Annotated in this window: 27 protein-coding genes; 19 read left to right on the top strand and 8 right to left on the bottom strand. The window is 51.2% G+C overall.

The window, feature by feature from the left end; all coding sequences use genetic code 11:
* Positions 1-13 precede the first annotated feature (13 nt).
* From HV157_RS07490 to HV157_RS07515, 6 genes are read right to left on the bottom strand one after another with little or no spacing between them, the layout of a single operon-like run.
* Positions 14-283 (bottom strand): hypothetical protein, encoded by a 270-nt coding sequence (locus HV157_RS07490; protein WP_000835317.1) that lies wholly within the window; start codon positions 281-283, stop codon positions 14-16.
* A 2-nt stretch (positions 284-285) separates the two neighbouring features.
* Complete coding sequence (locus tag HV157_RS07495) at positions 286-1452, bottom strand: AAA family ATPase (protein ID WP_080189927.1); 1167 nt, start codon at positions 1450-1452, stop codon at positions 286-288.
* A gap of 10 nt (positions 1453-1462) precedes the next feature.
* The gene (locus tag HV157_RS07500) at positions 1463-3232 is read right to left on the bottom strand and encodes a DDE-type integrase/transposase/recombinase (protein ID WP_182378438.1); all 1770 of its coding nucleotides are present in this window, start codon (positions 3230-3232) and stop codon (positions 1463-1465) included.
* A 3-nt stretch (positions 3233-3235) separates the two neighbouring features.
* Positions 3236-4144 (bottom strand): DUF3102 domain-containing protein, encoded by a 909-nt coding sequence (locus HV157_RS07505; protein ID WP_182378440.1) that lies wholly within the window; start codon positions 4142-4144, stop codon positions 3236-3238.
* Positions 4145-4153: 9 nt separating this feature from the next.
* Positions 4154-4459, bottom strand: coding sequence for a helix-turn-helix domain-containing protein (locus HV157_RS07510; RefSeq protein ID WP_020803508.1), 306 nt, complete (start codon positions 4457-4459; stop codon positions 4154-4156).
* Positions 4456-4680 carry a phage-associated protein, BcepMu gp16 family gene (locus HV157_RS07515; RefSeq protein WP_032636378.1) on the bottom strand — a complete coding sequence of 75 codons (225 nt, stop codon included), beginning with the start codon at positions 4678-4680 and terminating at the stop codon, positions 4456-4458. The genes HV157_RS07510 and HV157_RS07515 overlap by 4 nt, the downstream gene beginning before the upstream one ends.
* Before the next feature lie 89 nt (positions 4681-4769).
* Between HV157_RS07515 and HV157_RS07520 the strand changes: the two genes are divergently transcribed.
* The 3 genes from HV157_RS07520 to HV157_RS07530 all read left to right on the top strand — a co-directional run bounded on the left by HV157_RS07520 (position 4770) and on the right by HV157_RS07530 (position 7466).
* The gene (locus HV157_RS07520; protein ID WP_182378441.1) at positions 4770-5180 is read left to right on the top strand and encodes a helix-turn-helix transcriptional regulator; all 411 of its coding nucleotides are present in this window, start codon (positions 4770-4772) and stop codon (positions 5178-5180) included.
* Between the two features lie 70 nt (positions 5181-5250).
* Positions 5251-6258: a nucleoid-associated protein gene (locus HV157_RS07525; protein WP_150148912.1), complete on the top strand. Its 1008-nt coding sequence runs from the start codon at positions 5251-5253 to the stop codon at positions 6256-6258.
* Positions 6259-6260: 2 nt separating this feature from the next.
* Positions 6261-7466, top strand: a complete 1206-nt coding sequence (locus HV157_RS07530) for a hypothetical protein (RefSeq protein WP_182378443.1) — start codon at positions 6261-6263, stop codon at positions 7464-7466.
* Here HV157_RS07530 and HV157_RS07535 read toward each other — a convergent pair.
* On the bottom strand, positions 7456-8226 hold the full coding sequence (locus tag HV157_RS07535; protein ID WP_182378445.1) for a DNA adenine methylase: 771 nt from the start codon (positions 8224-8226) through the stop codon (positions 7456-7458). The two genes, HV157_RS07530 and HV157_RS07535, sit on opposite strands and share 11 nt — an antisense overlap.
* A 402-nt stretch (positions 8227-8628) precedes the next feature.
* Positions 8629-9357 carry a helix-turn-helix transcriptional regulator gene (locus HV157_RS07540; protein ID WP_075200074.1) on the bottom strand — a complete coding sequence of 243 codons (729 nt, stop codon included), beginning with the start codon at positions 9355-9357 and terminating at the stop codon, positions 8629-8631.
* A 198-nt stretch (positions 9358-9555) separates the two neighbouring features.
* Here HV157_RS07540 and HV157_RS07545 point away from each other — a divergent pair, with 198 nt between their 5' ends.
* From HV157_RS07545 to HV157_RS07620, 16 genes are all read left to right on the top strand, one after another.
* Positions 9556-9819, top strand: a complete 264-nt coding sequence (locus tag HV157_RS07545) for a helix-turn-helix domain-containing protein (RefSeq protein ID WP_038637756.1) — start codon at positions 9556-9558, stop codon at positions 9817-9819.
* Between the two features lie 4 nt (positions 9820-9823).
* Positions 9824-11881, top strand: a complete 2058-nt coding sequence (locus HV157_RS07550; protein WP_128299432.1) for a Mu transposase C-terminal domain-containing protein — start codon at positions 9824-9826, stop codon at positions 11879-11881.
* 11 nt (positions 11882-11892) lie between these two features.
* Complete coding sequence (locus HV157_RS07555; protein WP_023311926.1) at positions 11893-12786, top strand: AAA family ATPase; 894 nt, start codon at positions 11893-11895, stop codon at positions 12784-12786.
* Between the two features lie 10 nt (positions 12787-12796).
* Complete coding sequence (locus HV157_RS07560; RefSeq protein WP_023311925.1) at positions 12797-13087, top strand: hypothetical protein; 291 nt, start codon at positions 12797-12799, stop codon at positions 13085-13087.
* Between the two features lie 12 nt (positions 13088-13099).
* Positions 13100-13306 carry a hypothetical protein gene (locus HV157_RS07565; RefSeq protein ID WP_058653834.1) on the top strand — a complete coding sequence of 69 codons (207 nt, stop codon included), beginning with the start codon at positions 13100-13102 and terminating at the stop codon, positions 13304-13306.
* Positions 13296-13940: a DUF3164 family protein gene (locus HV157_RS07570; protein WP_182378447.1), complete on the top strand. Its 645-nt coding sequence runs from the start codon at positions 13296-13298 to the stop codon at positions 13938-13940. The genes HV157_RS07565 and HV157_RS07570 overlap by 11 nt, the downstream gene beginning before the upstream one ends.
* A 1-nt stretch (position 13941) precedes the next feature.
* Positions 13942-14175 carry an ANR family transcriptional regulator gene (locus HV157_RS07575; protein ID WP_045261529.1) on the top strand — a complete coding sequence of 78 codons (234 nt, stop codon included), beginning with the start codon at positions 13942-13944 and terminating at the stop codon, positions 14173-14175.
* Positions 14165-14356 carry a hypothetical protein gene (locus tag HV157_RS07580; RefSeq protein ID WP_032663812.1) on the top strand — a complete coding sequence of 64 codons (192 nt, stop codon included), beginning with the start codon at positions 14165-14167 and terminating at the stop codon, positions 14354-14356. The genes HV157_RS07575 and HV157_RS07580 overlap by 11 nt, the downstream gene beginning before the upstream one ends.
* A gap of 80 nt (positions 14357-14436) precedes the next feature.
* Positions 14437-15156 (top strand): DUF2786 domain-containing protein, encoded by a 720-nt coding sequence (locus tag HV157_RS07585; RefSeq protein ID WP_111995282.1) that lies wholly within the window; start codon positions 14437-14439, stop codon positions 15154-15156.
* Positions 15153-15491, top strand: coding sequence for a hypothetical protein (locus HV157_RS07590; RefSeq protein WP_023311920.1), 339 nt, complete (start codon positions 15153-15155; stop codon positions 15489-15491). The genes HV157_RS07585 and HV157_RS07590 overlap by 4 nt, the downstream gene beginning before the upstream one ends.
* A 4-nt stretch (positions 15492-15495) precedes the next feature.
* Positions 15496-15741 carry a hypothetical protein gene (locus HV157_RS07595; RefSeq protein WP_000224583.1) on the top strand — a complete coding sequence of 82 codons (246 nt, stop codon included), beginning with the start codon at positions 15496-15498 and terminating at the stop codon, positions 15739-15741.
* Positions 15742-15745: 4 nt separating this feature from the next.
* Positions 15746-16006, top strand: a complete 261-nt coding sequence (locus tag HV157_RS07600; protein WP_023311919.1) for a DUF4752 family protein — start codon at positions 15746-15748, stop codon at positions 16004-16006.
* Positions 16003-16173, top strand: a complete 171-nt coding sequence (locus HV157_RS07605) for a hypothetical protein (protein WP_158513304.1) — start codon at positions 16003-16005, stop codon at positions 16171-16173. Before HV157_RS07600 ends, HV157_RS07605 begins: the two co-directional genes overlap by 4 nt.
* Positions 16173-16547, top strand: coding sequence for a DUF4406 domain-containing protein (locus HV157_RS07610; protein ID WP_023311917.1), 375 nt, complete (start codon positions 16173-16175; stop codon positions 16545-16547). The genes HV157_RS07605 and HV157_RS07610 overlap by 1 nt, the downstream gene beginning before the upstream one ends.
* Positions 16540-16755: a hypothetical protein gene (locus HV157_RS07615; RefSeq protein WP_023311916.1), complete on the top strand. Its 216-nt coding sequence runs from the start codon at positions 16540-16542 to the stop codon at positions 16753-16755. The genes HV157_RS07610 and HV157_RS07615 overlap by 8 nt, the downstream gene beginning before the upstream one ends.
* A 177-nt stretch (positions 16756-16932) precedes the next feature.
* Entirely contained in the window at positions 16933-17148 is a 216-nt protein-coding gene (locus HV157_RS07620) for a hypothetical protein (protein WP_023063184.1), read from the top strand.
* Positions 17149-17178: the final 30 nt, after the last annotated feature.

Here is a 17178-nt window from a genome sequence, read left to right on the forward strand (position 1 = left end):
GTTCACCTTATGGTTAATGTAATGACTCTGACCAGGTAATACGGCAGCCATGCAGTTCAAAGACGCCCTGACGAAAGCGCCCTGAGCCGTCATGACCAACATGGGTATAACTCGCTTTGCCCTGCTCCAGCAGGCGGGCACAGTGCCCGTTGCGGGCGATGCGGATAACCGGCTTACTACCCGCAATCATGACGCTCTGCACGGTAGTGTTCATGGCGTTGAGCGCCATAATGGCGGACTGCACCTTGTTCATCTGCTGATTGATATCGGCGATGGATTTCATGATTAAACTCCCTTGACGACGTCGGCGTTGACCTGCGGAACCCCGATTTCAGCGGCCAGATTCATGGCTGCTATCACCAGGTTACTGACGGCCAGCGGATACAGCAGGCTGACCATGCTTTTACGGTTACTGCCCAGATTGCTCAGGCGGGCGCGGATGGCTTCCACTGCGCTGGCGTCCATGATGTCGGTCAGCTGCTTACCGGCGCGTTGCAGTTTGAACGCCAGAAATTCTTCCAGGCTGTTGTCCAGCGGCAGCAGTTCAACCACCTCGCAGCGCTGGACGACCTCACGGACTTCCATGTTGCGTTCGGACAGTTTGTCCGCCAGTTCAGGCTGGCCAATCAGCACGATGGACAGCAGTTTTTTAAAGCCCGATTCCAGCTCGAAGAAGCGTTTGAGGTGCTTCAGCGTCGGGATGGGCAGGCTGTGGGCCTCCTCAATCACCAGAACGTGGCTGAAGCCCGCCTGGCTGCTGTCCTTCAGGACGCGGTGCAACTGGCGGAAGCGGGCGTCCTGGCTGCGTTTGATGCTCTCCAGTGGCGCGATGGTGCTGATGATGGCCTCAGCGATAGCAGCCGCTTTCAGGGTTTTGCCCTTCACGTCGTTGTCTTCCATGGCGATGATGTATGGCTCGATAACAATCACCGGCGCGTTCTCGCGGTTGACACGTTCAATCAGGTCGCGGCGTAGCGTGGATTTACCCGCGCCGGACTCGCCGATAACCGCCAGAAAGCCACCGTGACGGGCGGTCTGGAACAGTGCCTCACGCACGTAGCGGATATCCGGCGTGGTGAACACATCGTCCGCGCCCTGCATGGCTTCATCGGCGAACGGGTCACGGAAAAGGCCAAACGCTTTTTTGGTTGCTGGAAATAACACCTGCTTTTTGAGTAACATGTTCTCTTCCTCACTGAGGTTGGTTTTATCGGTAGTACCCGCTGTACGGGGCGTGACCGCGCCCTGTACAGCATCAAAACTCTTCGCTGTATCAATCCCCTGACTTTCCAGCCAGGACGCCAGACGCTGGCGCACCTCTTCGGGGCTGGTGCGGGGCCACTCGTTATGGTTCACAATCTGGGCCAGCGTGGCCTCGGAAACGGCGACGGCTCTTGCCACCACCGCCTGCGGGATGCGGGCTTCTTTCAGTTGTTGCTTCAGTACCAGCATGTCTTCCTCCTCAGTTGCCGTTAACGATGCTGATAACGCTGCTGCGGGCCGGAGTGGTCAGGGTGACCATCACCTCATCCAGCGCGGCTTCCGGTACGCCATCCGGGTACTGCGCCGTTAACTGGCGGTAATGGTCCGGCGTCCAGGTATGGCCGTTCGCGCTGAACTTCTCGCGCAGGGCTTTCGCGGCCTCCACATGGGTCAGCGGACGCTGCTCAATACGCGGGCCGCGCACGTCTGAAGCCTGACCGCGCTTAGGCATATAGGCCGGAAGCGTGGTGTCGTCGATATGTTTATACGGGTCAAGTCGCCCGCCAAACGGCAGCGCCTTCGCCTTGCGTGCAGCAGCTGCATCGGCGGCGTTATCGGTGCCAGTGACCAGCTCTTCGATTTCTTTTACCGCCGTCTGCGCCGGGGTCTCCGGCAGGGCTTTGTAGTTTTCGCCAAATACCGCCGCGCTTTCGGCAAAGCCGAACTCGTTCTTTCTGACCTCTTCGACCAGGAAGAACGTCTCGTGGCCGTCCTCACCGGCCAGCACCACCTGCGCCACATCGCTGCGCCACGGGTTACGGGTAATCAACAGTTTTTCGCCGACCAGTACGCCCGGCACCGTCGAAACATCAAACTCAGCGCCCCGGAACGAGACGCGCAGTTTTGGCGTGACTTTGCGGAGTTCAGGTGCTGATACTGCCAGCTCGCGGCATACCTCAACGGAAGGTGCTTTCTTGAGCTGCTCAGCGTTAATTTTCAGCCAGATATCCGTGCGGGTTTTACCGTGGCGGCTGTGAACAGCCGTGGCGTTAAAGTGGCTGCGCCATTTCACGGCCAGCGCGTTCAGTTCTTCCAGACTGTGAACCGGCTGGAACTTGAGACCCGGCTCCAGCTTGCGTTCGATAATGTCACGGGCCTTTTCCACCTGCCCGGTGGCGCGGGCGTTATGCGGTTTATGCGCTATCAGGTTGATGCCCAGAGAGCGGCACATGTTTTTCGTCATGCCAGCGGTGTTCGCCGAACCGGGGTCGAGGTAGAGTATTTTCGGCACGCCGTGCAGCACGTCCGCGCCACCGCGCTCCTGCATGGCGTTGATAAGCACAGAACAGAGGTTCTCACCAGATTCCGCACCCATCACGTACTCAACGTAAATCCAGCCGCTGGTATGGTCGGTAATCTCGTAACTCCACACGCGGTCACTGGCGATGCGGGCGATGTTGGCAGGCTTGTTCTTGTAGAACTTCGCGCTGTCCATCACCTGCAGCCCTTTATGGCCGTTGCTCAGGTAGTAGAGCGTACAAAGTGAGGCATCAATCTCCCAGACGTGATTGGGATGCAGACTGGCCATCTCAGACGACGGGGCCGGTGCGTCAAGCTGTTCCGGGTGCAGACCATAGTTACGCAGGGCGCGGCTGATGGTGTCCTCGGACAAAGGGAAAAACTCGCCGGTGGCCTCGTCTGTTCTGCCTGCGGTGATAAAGCCGTTTGAACGCAGGGTCTCCACAGCATCCGCGATGGAATACAGGCGCTTGCCGTTCTTACGGGTGGCCTCGCGCAGCGTGGCGGATATCAGCGCGGCTTCGTCGCGGCTCAGGGCGCTGCGCCCGGCATCGGCGCGTTTTTTACGTTTGTCGGTCACTGATACCTCCTTCAGCTTGCGCAGCAGGGTGGCGCGGGACATGCCCAGTTCAGCGCAGGCGGCGTCGTATATCGCACCGCGCTTACCATGCCCCGCGTCACGTGCCGCGCGGGCAACATAAACCAGTCGTTCAGTCAGGGCGGCACTCATCGGTTATGCCTCCTGCCCGTTAATCTGTGGCGTCGGGTCAGTCAGCCATGAAGGGGCGGCGTTACCTGTCGGCTCATCCGGCAGGTCAAATGTGGAGCGCAGGCTACGCGCGGTGCTTTCCAGCTGGCAGACCAGACCGGCCATAAAGTCTCTGGGGGTATCAATCATGTTTTCAGCGCAGTATGCGCACAGAGTCTCAAAGGCGCTGGACAGTCGAACCGCGATGGCAGATTCCGCCTCAACCGCTAACGCTGTCACTTCTGCCCGCAGCTTCTTCACTTCTTCATCAGGCTTGGGTGGCTGAATACGGGATTTCTTCTCCAGTTTGGTGGAGAGAGAGTCGATTTTTTCGTTTTTGTCGGCGAGTACGCGCTGTTGTGCTGCGCTGGTTTCGCGGGCTTCACGCAGGGCTGCTTTCAGTTCGCGGCTTGTCATGCGATCAATATCATCGAGACTCATACCAGCAATCGTGCCGCCATCGGCTAATTCGACTAGGTCTTCGTCATCTTCCGTCATCAATTCAAACAGCTTTGTTTTACCCAAAAGCGCAAGCGCTTGCGCTTTTGGTTCAAGCTTGGGAGACAAGTATTTAAGTGATGCCTGCATCATCACCTGCGCGGTACGTTTGGACAGGGATAATTGAGATTCGACGATGTCGATGAAGTCGCCATGCGGTTCATTCTCTTTGAGAATAACCAGTCGTTTACCCGCTTCCAGCATGGCCTCGGCACTCTGTGCCATGTAGAAGCGAGTCTCATGAACGATACGATCTCGCTCATATGGCAGTCCGTCACCAAATTGCTGCATAATTTCGAGGCGATGCTCGGTCATGGCATTAAGACTAACGTTGAGGTCATCACTTACCGGCGCATCTTCCATCAGTTCAACTGGTTGTGATTTTGTGCGTCCCATTTCAACTCCTTAGCGACTGCCAGCCATAACACGCTGGTTGATTTCATTAATACGATCCTGCGCCCGCGCCATTTCGGTACTGTGCGCCATGGCGATTTGTAAGAGCTGGACTCCAGGGGCAAAACGCCCGTTATCCAGTTTCAGGGCCAGTCCTTCTTCGATAAGGGTATTCAGCGCACGATTGATATTCGCCGGGGACTCGCCTAGAGCCGATGCCAGTTCACCGTTAGAAACACCGTTCAGAGCGTGGCCGCGTAATGCTTTAAGAACGCGCAGAATGCGGGACCCAGAACTGGATACATTTGCTTTGCTCATGACGCCTCCTGAAGAATGCCTGGTGTAACTTCTTTGCCGATCACGACTGACAAATCGCGCAGAATGCGATACGTCAGTCGTCCGCGAGGAAGTTCATTTTTGCCAGCCCAGCGGCTTACCGCCTGAGTGACTGTTCGTGGCTCATAGCCCGCGTTAAGCGCGAACTGGCGCAGGCTGCTGCCCCGTTCAACCAGTCGTGCCCGAACTTGTTGTTTGTTCATATGCACCGTGTTCCTATTGGGTTATGATGTACTCAATATGAATAAGTGTACTTATTCAATATGAATAACTCAAGTGGGATTTATTTGAAATGAATAAAAAGTCCGTTGATGCAGTGCTCCTGCGCCTCATGTCACTGTTTAACGTTGATAGCGACAGTGAGTTGGCTCGAGCGCTAAACGTTAACAGACAGACTTTAGCTAGTTGGAGAAAGCGAGACTCTGTACCTTATTCAATTTGCATAAATATTGCTGAGGAGAGAGGGATCTCTCTTGACTGGTTACTCACGGGTAAGGGAGAAGAAGAGGTATTGAATGTTGAACCAGCAACTGAAATCTTCAGTCAAGCGGACCTTAAAATGCTTGAACTTTTAAACCAGTTAGATCCTGAAGTTCGACGAGATCTCATGCGAGGCGCTGAAGAAAAACAGCGTGTGATTGAGATGGAAAAACAACTGAAGGAATTATCCGCAACGATTGAGCGGTTAAAAAATGTAGGTTAATGTGTTCCTAACGAGAACACACAGCAGTAAGTGTTTGCCATTTAACAATAAAAAATAAGGTGAATAGTCAATGTCTGAGCAGGCCATTGAAGTTAAACACGTCGTAGTTCACATTTTGGACAAGCAACAAAATGGAGACGCTTCTGAGAGATTGAGTCCTGAAGAAGGGCTTGTTACTGAGGCCTCCCAGCGCCTTATAAACGATATTTGTGCAAAATACGCAGGACGCACAGGTAAAGGTTATGGCTATTTTGAAGGCGATACAGATAACTATCCGATGGAACGCATGGCTGGGGATTTTCTCGAAGGTGTTGATGATTTCTACCAAAGTTCATGCCGGATGATGCATCACCTGACGGAACGCTCACAACGAGAAAACATGGCTACTGGTGGTTATGTCCTTTTTGCAAACATCGTGATAGGACACAATGAACACCTGTTGATAGCTATTGTGAGTGCCACCATCGGGTCAACTGTCACTGATGATTTTAACATCCAGGATAGTACCTATCTTGATATCGCTAAGTTGCGCATGGCTGGGCGCATTGACTTAACCGCATGGAAAAGTGATGCAGAGCGCTATATCAGTTTTCTTAAGGGGCAAGGGAACGTTTCAAACTACTTTAAACAGTTCCTCGGCTGTAATGATGTTTTAATCGCCAAACGAGAGTCTGAAAAGTTACGTGACGTTTTAAAAGCATTTGCTGCAGAGAAAGAGCTTGACGGCGCTGAAAAAGACGCGTTTCTTAAGAGCGCGTTTGAACACTTACATGCGTTAAGCAAGGCTGGTGAGCCACTTAGTCTTGAAACCTTTGTTAATGCCGTTTGGCCTCAGGCTCCCGAGGAGTTATCTGGTAAACTTGCTGCTGAAGAGCTGGAGTTATCGGATGGCTTTGTTCCTGATGGTCGCGTCATTCGGGCTCTGGTATCTTTTAAAGGCAAGTCCAAATACTGGGAACTTAAGTTTGACCGGGAAGGGAAAACTGAAGGCTATATTGATTATGATCCGGCAACAAATATTATCACCCTACGTAATGTACCCGATGAGTTCAGGGAAATGTGGATGACTGAGGTTTAATCGTGACGATTTCGTTTGAGATGCTGACAGCACTGTACCGTCGCATGGAATTCCAGGAGGAGTTCCGTGTCGGTTCGCTGTTGCTCTCAGATCAGTCTGATTGTGACCAGATTAATACCTTACTTGATGATCCACGTGAGTATGGTCTTTCTATTGATACAGGGACTGTCGCTCTAGGCAACACGATCAACCTACGTGTTACGCCACCACGGAGTGGACTGGGACTTGTGTTTGCCACACACGAAAAATTACTAAATGCTCCAAAGCATCAGTGCCTTGAACCAGCTAATTACTTCATCCTCGAAACAAAATTTCGTAATGATGATGAAGATATCCCCGTTTTCATCAGCAACTACCGGAAGATTCTGGAGTTCGTTAACCTGCTAAAAGAGGCCGCTGCCTACTTCGACAGTTCAACTTGTCAGCTGGTTTTTCTGAAAAAAGAAGTTATCAAGCTATTGCCGCACTTCGCTGCCGAAAATGTACAAAATTTGCAACGAGAGCATCTTGATAACCTTATAGCCTGTTTCAACGATGATACTCATAAGGATCAGAAGCTGGATATTCTGATTGAAAGTATCCAGGCCGTTAGTGATGGAGTGGATTCACCACGGGTATTCGCGTTTTTACTGGACAACATTCAGCGTCTGCATGAAAAGTTCCTGAAAGGGTATCGTATCTACTCTTCTGGATTCTCTTATGACAAGGTAATGGATCAACTGCGTGCAGCAAAAGTCGAAGAAATGGGTAAAATCCACAAGGCTTTTTCGGATATCCAGAACCATATACTTGGCATTCCTGTTGCCTCTGTTATTGTGGCTACCCAATTCAAAGTAGCTACGAGATGGTCGGGTCAGGGGATAACAAACACAATAATTCTTCTGGGATGTATTTTTGCTGCGACGTTAATCTGGCTGGCACTTTCAAACCAGATGCAATCTATAAAGGCCTTGGGCGAAGAAATTGAATACAAAGAAAAGCAGATTAATAAGGAATATTCTTTCATCAAAGATGATGTAGCTGGTGTATTTCGCAGTATTTCTGCACGACTAGAGACGCAGAAACGTACGTTCTGGATCATACGCGGTGTACTGATAATCGGAATCATCACTGCGATCACAGTTTATTTTTGGTACACAAAGCCTGCTCTTGACTTCATGCAGTACTTGATTGACTGCATGAAGTCTTATTATTCTGTCAAAAATTGAGAATAATGAGTTCCTTCTTGCGACTGGGTTTGCCAGTTACCTTGAGGTTGTAGCTGATATCAACCGACTGCATATTCAGACCGTTGAATGCCAGCCGCATTTCCGGGATATCGTTCACCGATATAATCATCTTCCCTTTGATCCTACGCGCCAAATCTGCCATGTGGTCATAGTTTTCCAGCCCGAATTCCACACCATAGCCTTCCGTTCCCCAGTACGGGGGATCACAGTAGAAAAGCGTATGCGGGCGATCATATCGCTCAATGCACTGGTGCCAGTTCAGATGCTCTATCAGCGTTCTGGACAGGCGCAGGTGTGCCATCGACAGTTCTTCTTCGATGCGCAGGAGGTTAAAGCGCGGCGCACTTGTGGTGGAGGTTCCGAACGAGTGATCGGCCACCTTGCCGCCAAACGCCTGTTTCTGCAGGTAGTAGAACCGGGCCGCCCGCTGAATGTCGGTTAGCGTTTCTTCCGGTGTATCCTGCAACCATTTGTAAATCTGACGGCTGACCAGCGCCCATTTAAACTGGCGGACAAACTCTTCTAGGTGATGTTTTACCACCCGATACAGATTCACCAGTTCCCCGTTGATATCGTTAATGACTTCGATCTTGCTGGGTGTCTTAAGAAAATAAAGCGCAGCTGCTCCGCAGAACGGTTCCACATAGCAGGTATGGGCCGGGAACAGAGGAAGAATATGCTTAGCCAGACGACGTTTGCCGCCAATCCATGGAACGATGGGTAAAGATTGTTCTTTCATTATCCGTAAGCCTTTTGCAATCAATGAAAATATGGCAGGCTAGTCTGGTCTCGCGAGACTGACTGAACCCTGGTCGGCTCACAGTGCATACCTGTGGGTTGATGGCCAGCTTGGTGTTACAGCACTGGGCTGGTCGTTCTTTCAAAGCCATCATGCGGTTCACGTCCGCATTCTCACTATTAACGCTGTTTAAAATCCCTTTCCCCTGTGGGGAGGTGATTGTTTCTGCATGAGGGAGAGAAGCTTGATAAATCGGCGGAAGCCTTGGATAGCAAGGGATGCGAGGCGCGAGGGGTATTCCGCACGGCTCGACGAAAAATGATAAATTATGAGGAAAATTGCACTAAGTTTTGCACAGTAATGATAGCGAGTGGATCGCTATTAAACACATTTTAAAGCCTACTAAATTACTCTTCCGTACCAGACTACTTTACCAATCACGTCGAAATCACTTGGGATGTTATCCAAATCAATCAGGAAAGGCTCAAAGGCTGGATTTGTGCTGCTAATCCTGAGCTGAGCACCCGGTAAGCGCTGCACACGTTTGACAAGTAATTGACTATCCAAGCGAATGACATAAATGCCCTCATGAGGATCTCTATCCCCATGGTTAACAAGGATGACGTCTTTATCATTTAGGACCCCCATCATTGAGTCACCTATGACACTGATAACTGATAATTTCCTAGGGTCAGCCTTAAGATGATTCACAACCCAATATCGGCGGAAGCTGACAGTAAACATCGGGCTTTCATCGTCATTTAAAGCCCCGTAACCAGCCGATGCAGAGACATTGTATCTAGGTACAAAGACAAACTCTTCTAGGTCCACTTCGTTGCCCTTAACATCAATAGCAGTTGACCCAGATGTTACTACTGGCAAAGAACTGGAGGGCTCTGCCACTTCATCACCTGCGACTAGCCATGCTACAGATGCATTCAGGCACTCAGAAAGCTTGAGTATATGAGTAGCACTAGGTTCCCTGTCTTCATTCTCCCATGCTTGGAGCGTTGATAGCGCGACCCCAAGCTTATCCGCAACATAACTCCTCGAAAGTTTTAAAGCCTCTCTCTGAGTTCGAATACGAGTACCAATTTCACTCTTTAGTTCGTTTTCAGGTTTATTGGCCATATCTGGAAAAATCCCTCAACTTATTTTCAAGTTTTTCATGTTTGATGTAAGAGATTGAATTCAAAACAAAACAGTCTGTTTTTTGGCTGTTTTGATGACGTGAGCAACCTGAAAACAGAAAATTTAGTTTGTTTTCAGGTTTACATAACTCGAATTCGATCATATTGTACTTATGAGTTGAACCACGGAGATTAACTAATGAGTACATTCGAGAGCGCAAAAAAAAGCCAGAAAGATTCTGACTGGCATAGAGCCGATATCGTTGCAGCTCTTCATAAGCAAGGTTGGTCACTTCGTCGTTTGTCTTTGCACCATGGATACAAAAGTGCTGGGGCACTGAAAAACGCATTGGACCGACCGTGGCCGAAAGGTCAGCAAATCATTGCTGAAGCTATCGGCATCGCACCAGAAAGCATCTGGCCTACTCGTTATCATAAAGCATTTTCAGGTGAATGGAATTAATCATATGAACCAGATTAACCTGAAAACACATTATACAGCTCAAGAGTTGGCCTTGTTGCGCTTACCGGGATTACCGGAGACACGACCAGGTATAGCTGCAAGAGCTAAAAAGCACCAATGGATTTCACGATCAAGATCTGGTCGGGGGGGCGGTATTGAATATTCAGTAGATAGCTTACCTCTTACTGCCCAAGAAGCCCTACGTGACCAGCTCTATCAGAGCATACTCACAACAAAAAATGATGTTTGTGAAGTGTCACGAAAAAAAAGCTCAGTCAAACCGCGCGAAGAATTGGTATTAATCCGCCAGTGCCCGGCTCTTCTTGAGCGTGAAGTGGGCTCTCTGACTGATAAACAGAAAGAGATCGCCGATGCTCGTGCCGTTCTGGCAATGGAAGTGGAGAAACTGCGCGATGCCGGGATGTCCCGTACCGCAGCGGTTAACTACATCTCTATCGAGTCTCGTAAAGGTACACTGCCTGCACATCTGCTTAAGGCTGCTGAGATGGCCAATGCCCGCAAAGGCTCCAGCCGTGCCGGTGTTGGTACCCGTAGCCTCCAGGAATGGCTGACCATTTTTGAATCCACAAAGCCTGGCGTTGAGCGTATGGCCATGCTGGCCCCTGGCCATCTTAAAGCGAAGAAGCCTGAGCAGATTACCTGGCTCCCGGCGTTCCTTGCTCACTGGCGTAACCGCAAAGGCCCAACCCTGCGCGAGGCATACCGGGATTTCCAGGAGGAATGGTCTGTTATCTATGCTGACCAGCCTGCAATGGCTGCTGCATGTCCCTCTTATGATGCCGTTCGTCGGGCCATGGAGAAGCTGCCACGTCGCGAGAAAGCCCGTGGCCGCGTAAGTGGCTCTGCTGCGCTGGCTTATGAATGCTTCCAGAAGCGTGACTGGTCCCTTATGCCGGTTAATGGCTGCTGGATTGCGGATGGTAAATCCCTGGAGATGAAAGTGGCACACCCTGACCATGGCCGCCCGTTCACTCCAGAGCTGACGTTAATTATTGATGGCCGGACACGCTTTATTACGGGCTGGAGCCTGGCACTTTCAGAAAGCGTTATTGCTGTTGCTGATGCCTACCGTTACGCCATGCGTCATTTCGGCAAACCGTTATTTGTGTATTCCGATAACGGCGGCGGTGAAACAAACAAAACGCTTGATGCCGATGTGACGGGTATTTTCAGCCGCCTTGGTATTGAGCACCCTACCAGTATTCCGGGACGTCCTCAGTCTCGCGGCATCATCGAACGGCTTAACAAGGGTGTTCCCCGCCGTGTGGCCATGCAGTTCGATACGTTCAGCGGCGACAGTGCTGACCGGGAGCATGCCCGCATCACGTCGCGTGCCATCCAGTCAGCCATCAAGGCGCAGGAGAACGGACGGGAGCTGACGCCAGTACAGCGTAATGCCCTGGGTAAATTGCCCTCCTGGCAGCAGCTGCTTGACGCAATCGCCAGCGAAGTTGATGCATACAACAACACGCATGAACATCGTGAGCTTCCAAAACGTAACGGGCGTCACATGACTCCGGCTGCCTATCGTCGTGCCGTTCTCGAAGCTGAAGGTGACGATATTGAATATCTGACTGATGTTGAGCTGCGCGAAGCCTTTATGCCGGAGATGGTGCGTACCGCGCAGCGTGGCTGGTTGCGTCTTTTTAACAACGACTACTTCTCTGAAGAATTGATCCAGGTGGATAGCGAAGAGGTGCGGGTGGCTTTCGATATTCACGATCCCTCTTCCGTTATCGTTCGCCGGATGGATGGTACCTACGTCTGTACTGCGATCTGGAACGGTAATAAACGTGCCGCAATACCGGTGAGCGCAATGGATGTGGCAGTTGAGAAACGCCGCCAGCGCCGCCTCAACCGTATTGAAGACAAACGCCAGGAAATTGAGGCAGAGGGCCGCTCTGTATTACCGGGCCAGCGCTTCGACGATCTGGGGAGCTTTATCCCGGCTGAATTCAGCCGGATTACGGAAGAAGAACATTATTTCTTCCTCGAAACCGACCGTGAAGAATATCTGAAAAAAACCGGTAATACCCGGTAAGTGAGAGACATATGAGCCTACAAACAGAACTGAATGAACTTATGTCCCGCAAGGGTTACAGCCAGACACAGGTGGCCCGCGCTTTTGGTAAAAGCCCGGCAGTGGTTAATCAGTACCTGCAGGGAAAATATCAGGGTGATGTGGACAGCATCGACGAGCTGGCCCGCAGCTTCATTGCCCGCGAAGCCGACAAGGAAAAATCGCGGCGCATCACGCCGCGCTATATCCCCACAGTGACCTCCCGCAAGGGTATTGAGGTCATTCGCCTGGCGCACCTGGATGGGGAGATTAACGTTCTCTATGGCGCTGCTGGCCTGGGTAAAACCATGATTTTGCGTGAATACGCGTCCAGGCATCGTGATGCGCTGCTGATAGAGGCCGACCCCGGCTATACCGCCCGTGTTGTGCTCGAAGAGCTGTGTGGGCTGCTTGGCCTCAGCAAACGCGGCAACATGCATGAACTCAGCGAAGCCTGCATTGCTGCCCTGCGTGATTCAGGTCGCCTCCTGATGGTCGATGAGGCTGAGAACCTTCCATACCGTGCGCTGGAAACACTGCGCCGCATCCACGACAAAGCCGGTATCGGTGTCGTTCTGGCCGGGATGCCTCGCCTCATTATCAACCTTAAAGGCAAGCGCGGTGAGTATCAGCAGCTTTTCAGCCGCGTGGGTCTGGCGCTCAACATCGGCGAATCCCTGCCGCAGGCCGATATCAGCGATATCGCGATCAGTATGCTGCCGGATGCTGAGAACCCTGACGTATCTGAGGCGCTATTCCGGGCGAGCAACGGAAACGCCAGACGTCTTTTCAAACTGGTGCGCGGTGTCAGCCGTCACAGCGATATCAGTGGCCATGCAGTCAGCGCAGGCGCTGTCCGCAAGTTCGCAGAAATGCTCATTAACTGAGGATTTAACCATGACCAGAACATCAGGAAACACCGACAACGCAGGCGTTATCTCTGCGTTGATCCGGGCAGAAACGCTGATTTTATTTCTGTCAGCACAGGGAGTTCAGGTGAAAAGTGTATCCCTGCGCAACACACAGCCGGTCATTCGTATCGTGCGCCATGCATGGTGCGAGCGGATGAAAAAAGAGGGTCTGGCTCGGTTTGATATCACAGGCAATGACCGCCACGGGCGCTTTCGCCAGGGCGTCTATCAGGATGAAAGCGGGTGTCGGGTGGTCTGGTCTGAATCACTTCATTAAGCAGAGGGATATATGGCAAAGATTGTTATTGAAATAAAGGACAAATCTCGCGGTTTTGAAGTCGGTTGCAGGGTTATCCCTGATGACGGCGACAGCGATATCGTCAGCAAAGTGGCTGACAAAGTGGGTAAAGGTCTGGCTGGTCATGTGCTGGCAAAGGTTAACGAAGTCGTTAAGAAAGTAACGCGTCAATTTAAGGAGAGTAAAAATGTCCACTGAAAACAAGCAATTCACTGAAAAAAAAGCGCCAGAGGGTTACTGGATTGACGCCAAGGGCGTACTGACCCCTGTCAGTCTGATCAAAGATACCGACCAGATGCGTGACGATCTGGTGCGTAGCATCGTCGAAAAAGCGACGGCCCTGAGTGCTGCACTGGCAGAGTTCAAGCTTAGCGGCTTTTCCGATATCGGAGCCTTTGTTGATATCTCCGCCAGTCAGTACGGCGTCAGCCTGGGCGGCAAAAAAGGTAACGTCACGCTCTACAGCTATGATGGCCGCTATAAGGTTCAGCGTGCCATGCAGGACCGTATCGCATTTGACGAGCGCCTGCAGGCTGCTAAATCACTGATTGATGAATGTCTGGCAGACTGGACCGAGAATGCCCGCCCGGAGATTCGCGCCATCATCACCCGTGCATTCCAGACGGAAAAAGAAGGTGAAGTGAATACCGGCGCGGTTCTGGCATTGCGCCGCCTCGATATTACAGACGCTCGCTGGGTTAAGGCGATGGAGGCCATCGGCGAGGCTGTTCAGGTTGTCGGCAGCCGTTCTTATATCCGTGTTTATGAGCGCGTTGGTGAAAGCGATCAGTATCGCGCCATTCCTCTCGATATCGCTGGCGTGGGGGGGTGAGATGGCCATTCTGTTTGATCGTGCTAAATCGGACAAACCATGCAGCCCTTTCATGTCGTATGCAACCAGCGCTGTCATTGCCGAACAGAACGGCGAGTTTCAGCGGGCGGCGGATTCATGGAAACAGGCATTCAGTCTGGCAAAAATGGAGGTGAACTCTATTTATGCGGCTTCGCGTATGGAGTTCTGTCGTCATGCCGCACATCGTGGCTGGGGTGTTCCAGATGAAAGCTAAAGAATTCAATGCCCTTTACCCTAAAGGCAGTTCATTTATCTATCAGCCAGCCACAGGTTTACGCGGTGGCCGTGTAGTCAGAACGGTAGATGTGGCAAATGACCTTTATAAGGTCACGGTCGTGGAAATAAATCAGGAGCCTTATTTCGCGAATATTAAATCGCTGAAACCCGTCAACTGATTTTAACCGTAATTTAAATCACTTTTAAAAATGGCGTAAACCCGCAGGGGCTGGCTTACGCCAAATTCAGGAGTTGAACAATGGAAAATAAAGAGAAATATATCCAGAGAATTAAAAAGCTGATCGCGATGGCGCGTAATAACTCCAGCGCTGAAGAAGCTGCACTTGCCCTGCGCCGTGCTCAGCGTCTGATGGAAACCCACAAGCTGACTGAGGCTGATGCTGATTTGATTGATATCAATGAAGCTTCTACCCAGAAGGCCCCCTCTCATGCTGAGAAGATGCCGGAATATATGGCAATACTGGCAGAGATGGTCGCCCGCGTTTTTGGCGTGAAGTTTTACACCAGCCATGGCACTGAGCAGTGGGGCAAGCCAGCAAAACGCACCATACACTATTACGGCCCCGACGAACGCCCTCAGATAGCGGCATACTCATTCGAAGTTCTGGGTAAGCAACTGGTGAAAGCCCGCCGTGATTACCTATCCACATTACGCAAGAACATCAAACAGGCCACAAAAGTTGCCCGCGCCGATACCTTCTGCTCCGCATGGGTCAACGGTGCTTATGCCGTTGTCAGTGATTTCGCCGTCACGGAGGCGGAGACAACTCTGATGGAGTGCTACCGCAGCAGGAAATTAAGCGAAGGCATGAAAAGGCTGGAACCGCGCAAACCCGGCAAAGCCAGAGGAACGGATAAGGCGGAAAGCGAGGGATATCTGGCTGGACGTAATGCGCAGCTACATCACGCGGTAAGCAGTTCAGCTAATAAATGCGAACAGATCGGAGTGACAAAATGAAAACCTCGCCTCAACTGGAAACTACGCCAGTCAAAGAACTCGTAGCAGCCGGGCATGCGCTGGCGAAAGAACTACATTGCGCTGAGTCTGCCGCGCTGGTTCGCAATCTGGCTACAGCGCTTGATGTCCAGTTTGCTCGTGCCAACGCGCTAACGGTTGTTGATGTTTGTGACCCTAATGTGCTGGCGCAGCTGGATGAGCTGGAAGCTGTGAACGAGCTGTTTTTACGTGCAAGGCAGCTGATGTATCAATCAGGAGGGGCACCAATCGAAAACTCATTGAATCCGATTGATGCATGGCTGTATGACGCAGAACGCGTTGCCGGTAAAGGATAGTGACATGGCTACCAACGAAATTCTCATAGTTAACAAAATTGGGCGCGCTGATGGTGATTACGGATGCTACTGCCCTCACTGCGGAGAGCCGATGTTTTTCAGCGATGATGAACTGGAAGATATCCGAGGCTCTCAATACCAGCATTCTCGCGTGATAAATCTCAGAACCGGTGAACGGTGTGATGGATGGCTGGAAGTATCTACCAATGCGGGTTACTCGCGAATCTTGTTCGACCAGGGAGATGAATAGAGAAATGACAATCACCGAAATTTTGAATACCGGGCTCGCCTTCATGGGTTGGCTATTCATCATGGTCCAGACCGGTAAGTGGTTTACCTCTGCTGTTCTGAAATCGTGGGATAAACACCGCAAGTCATCACGTCGTCAGAAGGCTATTGATGAGTTATACGACGCTTTCGAACTGCAGAGCATTGAGCCTGGTACAACCGTTCGTCTTGCCACAAAGGGCGCTCTGACAATCATGATGTTTCGCTCTGAGGAGGCTGCCAAATGACAAACCGCAAAGCAAGAAGACTGCTGCGCATGCCTTTCAAATTCAGTAACCGTAAAGCGATGACAGGATGGCCGGCAACGATACCCCAGCCTGGCAACGAGTGGTGCGACAAGAAGAAACGCAGCGCTGCACAGAACCGCTGGAAAAATCATGTGAGGTATCTCTGATGAATTTAAACAAACATTCTGAGCGTAAGCCGGTGGTTTTCATTGCAGGTCCAATGACCGGGTATCACAACTTTAACCGCGATGAATTCAACGCTGAGGCTCGCATCCTGGAAGAGCGCGGCTTCACCGTCCTCAATCCGGCCATTCTTCCTGACGGCCTGCAGCATGAGCAGTATCTGCAAATTACATTGTCCATGCTTGAGCAGGCTGATGCTGTTTTCCTCCTGAACGGCTGGGAAAAGAGCACAGGCGCAACCAGGGAGTTTGATCGCGCCTGTGAGCTTGGTCTGTTGTTTCTTTACCAGGACTGGGAAAGCGTGTCGATTGCGATCCACCGTAAACGTCACCCATTAACGGAGGTGAGTTATGCATAGCGTAACGGGTTGCCAGTTCCAGGATAACGGCAACCGCCGTGTCTGGTTCTTCCGTGATAACAGCCAGGTTGTTGAGTTGTTGTCGGTTCCTCTTAAGTTGCGGTTCAACTATTACGACGCGAGTAACCGCAACGTTCTTAATAAGGGGATTCAGGCTGATATGAGAAAGGCGATTGAGTCTTTCAAGAAACTTCGGGGAATACAGTGATGGATATAGCTTTCATCCTCATATTTCTGGCGATGTATTTGACACTTGGCTGGTGTTGGGCATGCATCCTGGTCCGATTGGTGGGATTGGCTAATTTATCCTGCCAGAATTGCTGGTTCGCATTTCTCTTATGGCCATTAAGCATTATTGCAACCGATGCACATATGGAGGAGAACGATGAAAAGTCTGCTCAGAAACCTGACGGCGAAGACATTTAACCAGCGTTTTCCTGTCGGCTCCAGTTTCCTGTATCACCCGACACCAGGTATGCCCGAACGGGAGACCGTAATAACCCGCTCAGAAGCCTGGCATATGCGCAATGGTCGTCTGGTTGTCAGGGTTGAAGGGAAAATCGGTGGTATATCCGTCAGCAAAATGGAACCTTTAAAGTAAGTCATTACAGCAGGCACTTCACAAAGTGCC

Source organism: Enterobacter sp. RHBSTW-00318 (genome assembly GCF_014101375.1).
GTDB lineage: Bacteria > Pseudomonadota > Gammaproteobacteria > Enterobacterales > Enterobacteriaceae > Enterobacter > Enterobacter ludwigii.

Coding starts and splice junctions, on each gene's coding strand:
- HV157_RS07570 (WP_182378447.1), top strand. CDS start 13,296: ATGTCCACTGAAAACAAGCAATTCACTGAAAAAAAAGCGCCAGAGGGT.
- HV157_RS07505 (WP_182378440.1), bottom strand. CDS start 4,144: ATGGGACGCACAAAATCACAACCAGTTGAACTGATGGAAGATGCGCCG.
- HV157_RS07610 (WP_023311917.1), top strand. CDS start 16,173: ATGAATTTAAACAAACATTCTGAGCGTAAGCCGGTGGTTTTCATTGCA.
- HV157_RS07595 (WP_000224583.1), top strand. CDS start 15,496: ATGGCTACCAACGAAATTCTCATAGTTAACAAAATTGGGCGCGCTGAT.
- HV157_RS07615 (WP_023311916.1), top strand. CDS start 16,540: ATGCATAGCGTAACGGGTTGCCAGTTCCAGGATAACGGCAACCGCCGT.
- HV157_RS07540 (WP_075200074.1), bottom strand. CDS start 9,357: ATGGCCAATAAACCTGAAAACGAACTAAAGAGTGAAATTGGTACTCGT.
- HV157_RS07580 (WP_032663812.1), top strand. CDS start 14,165: ATGAAAGCTAAAGAATTCAATGCCCTTTACCCTAAAGGCAGTTCATTT.
- HV157_RS07575 (WP_045261529.1), top strand. CDS start 13,942: ATGGCCATTCTGTTTGATCGTGCTAAATCGGACAAACCATGCAGCCCT.
- HV157_RS07525 (WP_150148912.1), top strand. CDS start 5,251: ATGTCTGAGCAGGCCATTGAAGTTAAACACGTCGTAGTTCACATTTTG.
- HV157_RS07555 (WP_023311926.1), top strand. CDS start 11,893: ATGAGCCTACAAACAGAACTGAATGAACTTATGTCCCGCAAGGGTTAC.
- HV157_RS07495 (WP_080189927.1), bottom strand. CDS start 1,452: ATGCTGGTACTGAAGCAACAACTGAAAGAAGCCCGCATCCCGCAGGCG.
- HV157_RS07590 (WP_023311920.1), top strand. CDS start 15,153: ATGAAAACCTCGCCTCAACTGGAAACTACGCCAGTCAAAGAACTCGTA.
- HV157_RS07520 (WP_182378441.1), top strand. CDS start 4,770: ATGAATAAAAAGTCCGTTGATGCAGTGCTCCTGCGCCTCATGTCACTG.
- HV157_RS07560 (WP_023311925.1), top strand. CDS start 12,797: ATGACCAGAACATCAGGAAACACCGACAACGCAGGCGTTATCTCTGCG.
- HV157_RS07515 (WP_032636378.1), bottom strand. CDS start 4,680: ATGAACAAACAACAAGTTCGGGCACGACTGGTTGAACGGGGCAGCAGC.
- HV157_RS07620 (WP_023063184.1), top strand. CDS start 16,933: ATGAAAAGTCTGCTCAGAAACCTGACGGCGAAGACATTTAACCAGCGT.
- HV157_RS07490 (WP_000835317.1), bottom strand. CDS start 283: ATGAAATCCATCGCCGATATCAATCAGCAGATGAACAAGGTGCAGTCC.
- HV157_RS07535 (WP_182378445.1), bottom strand. CDS start 8,226: ATGAAAGAACAATCTTTACCCATCGTTCCATGGATTGGCGGCAAACGT.
- HV157_RS07545 (WP_038637756.1), top strand. CDS start 9,556: ATGAGTACATTCGAGAGCGCAAAAAAAAGCCAGAAAGATTCTGACTGG.
- HV157_RS07565 (WP_058653834.1), top strand. CDS start 13,100: ATGGCAAAGATTGTTATTGAAATAAAGGACAAATCTCGCGGTTTTGAA.
- HV157_RS07550 (WP_128299432.1), top strand. CDS start 9,824: ATGAACCAGATTAACCTGAAAACACATTATACAGCTCAAGAGTTGGCC.
- HV157_RS07585 (WP_111995282.1), top strand. CDS start 14,437: ATGGAAAATAAAGAGAAATATATCCAGAGAATTAAAAAGCTGATCGCG.
- HV157_RS07510 (WP_020803508.1), bottom strand. CDS start 4,459: ATGAGCAAAGCAAATGTATCCAGTTCTGGGTCCCGCATTCTGCGCGTT.
- HV157_RS07600 (WP_023311919.1), top strand. CDS start 15,746: ATGACAATCACCGAAATTTTGAATACCGGGCTCGCCTTCATGGGTTGG.
- HV157_RS07605 (WP_158513304.1), top strand. CDS start 16,003: ATGACAAACCGCAAAGCAAGAAGACTGCTGCGCATGCCTTTCAAATTC.
- HV157_RS07500 (WP_182378438.1), bottom strand. CDS start 3,232: ATGAGTGCCGCCCTGACTGAACGACTGGTTTATGTTGCCCGCGCGGCA.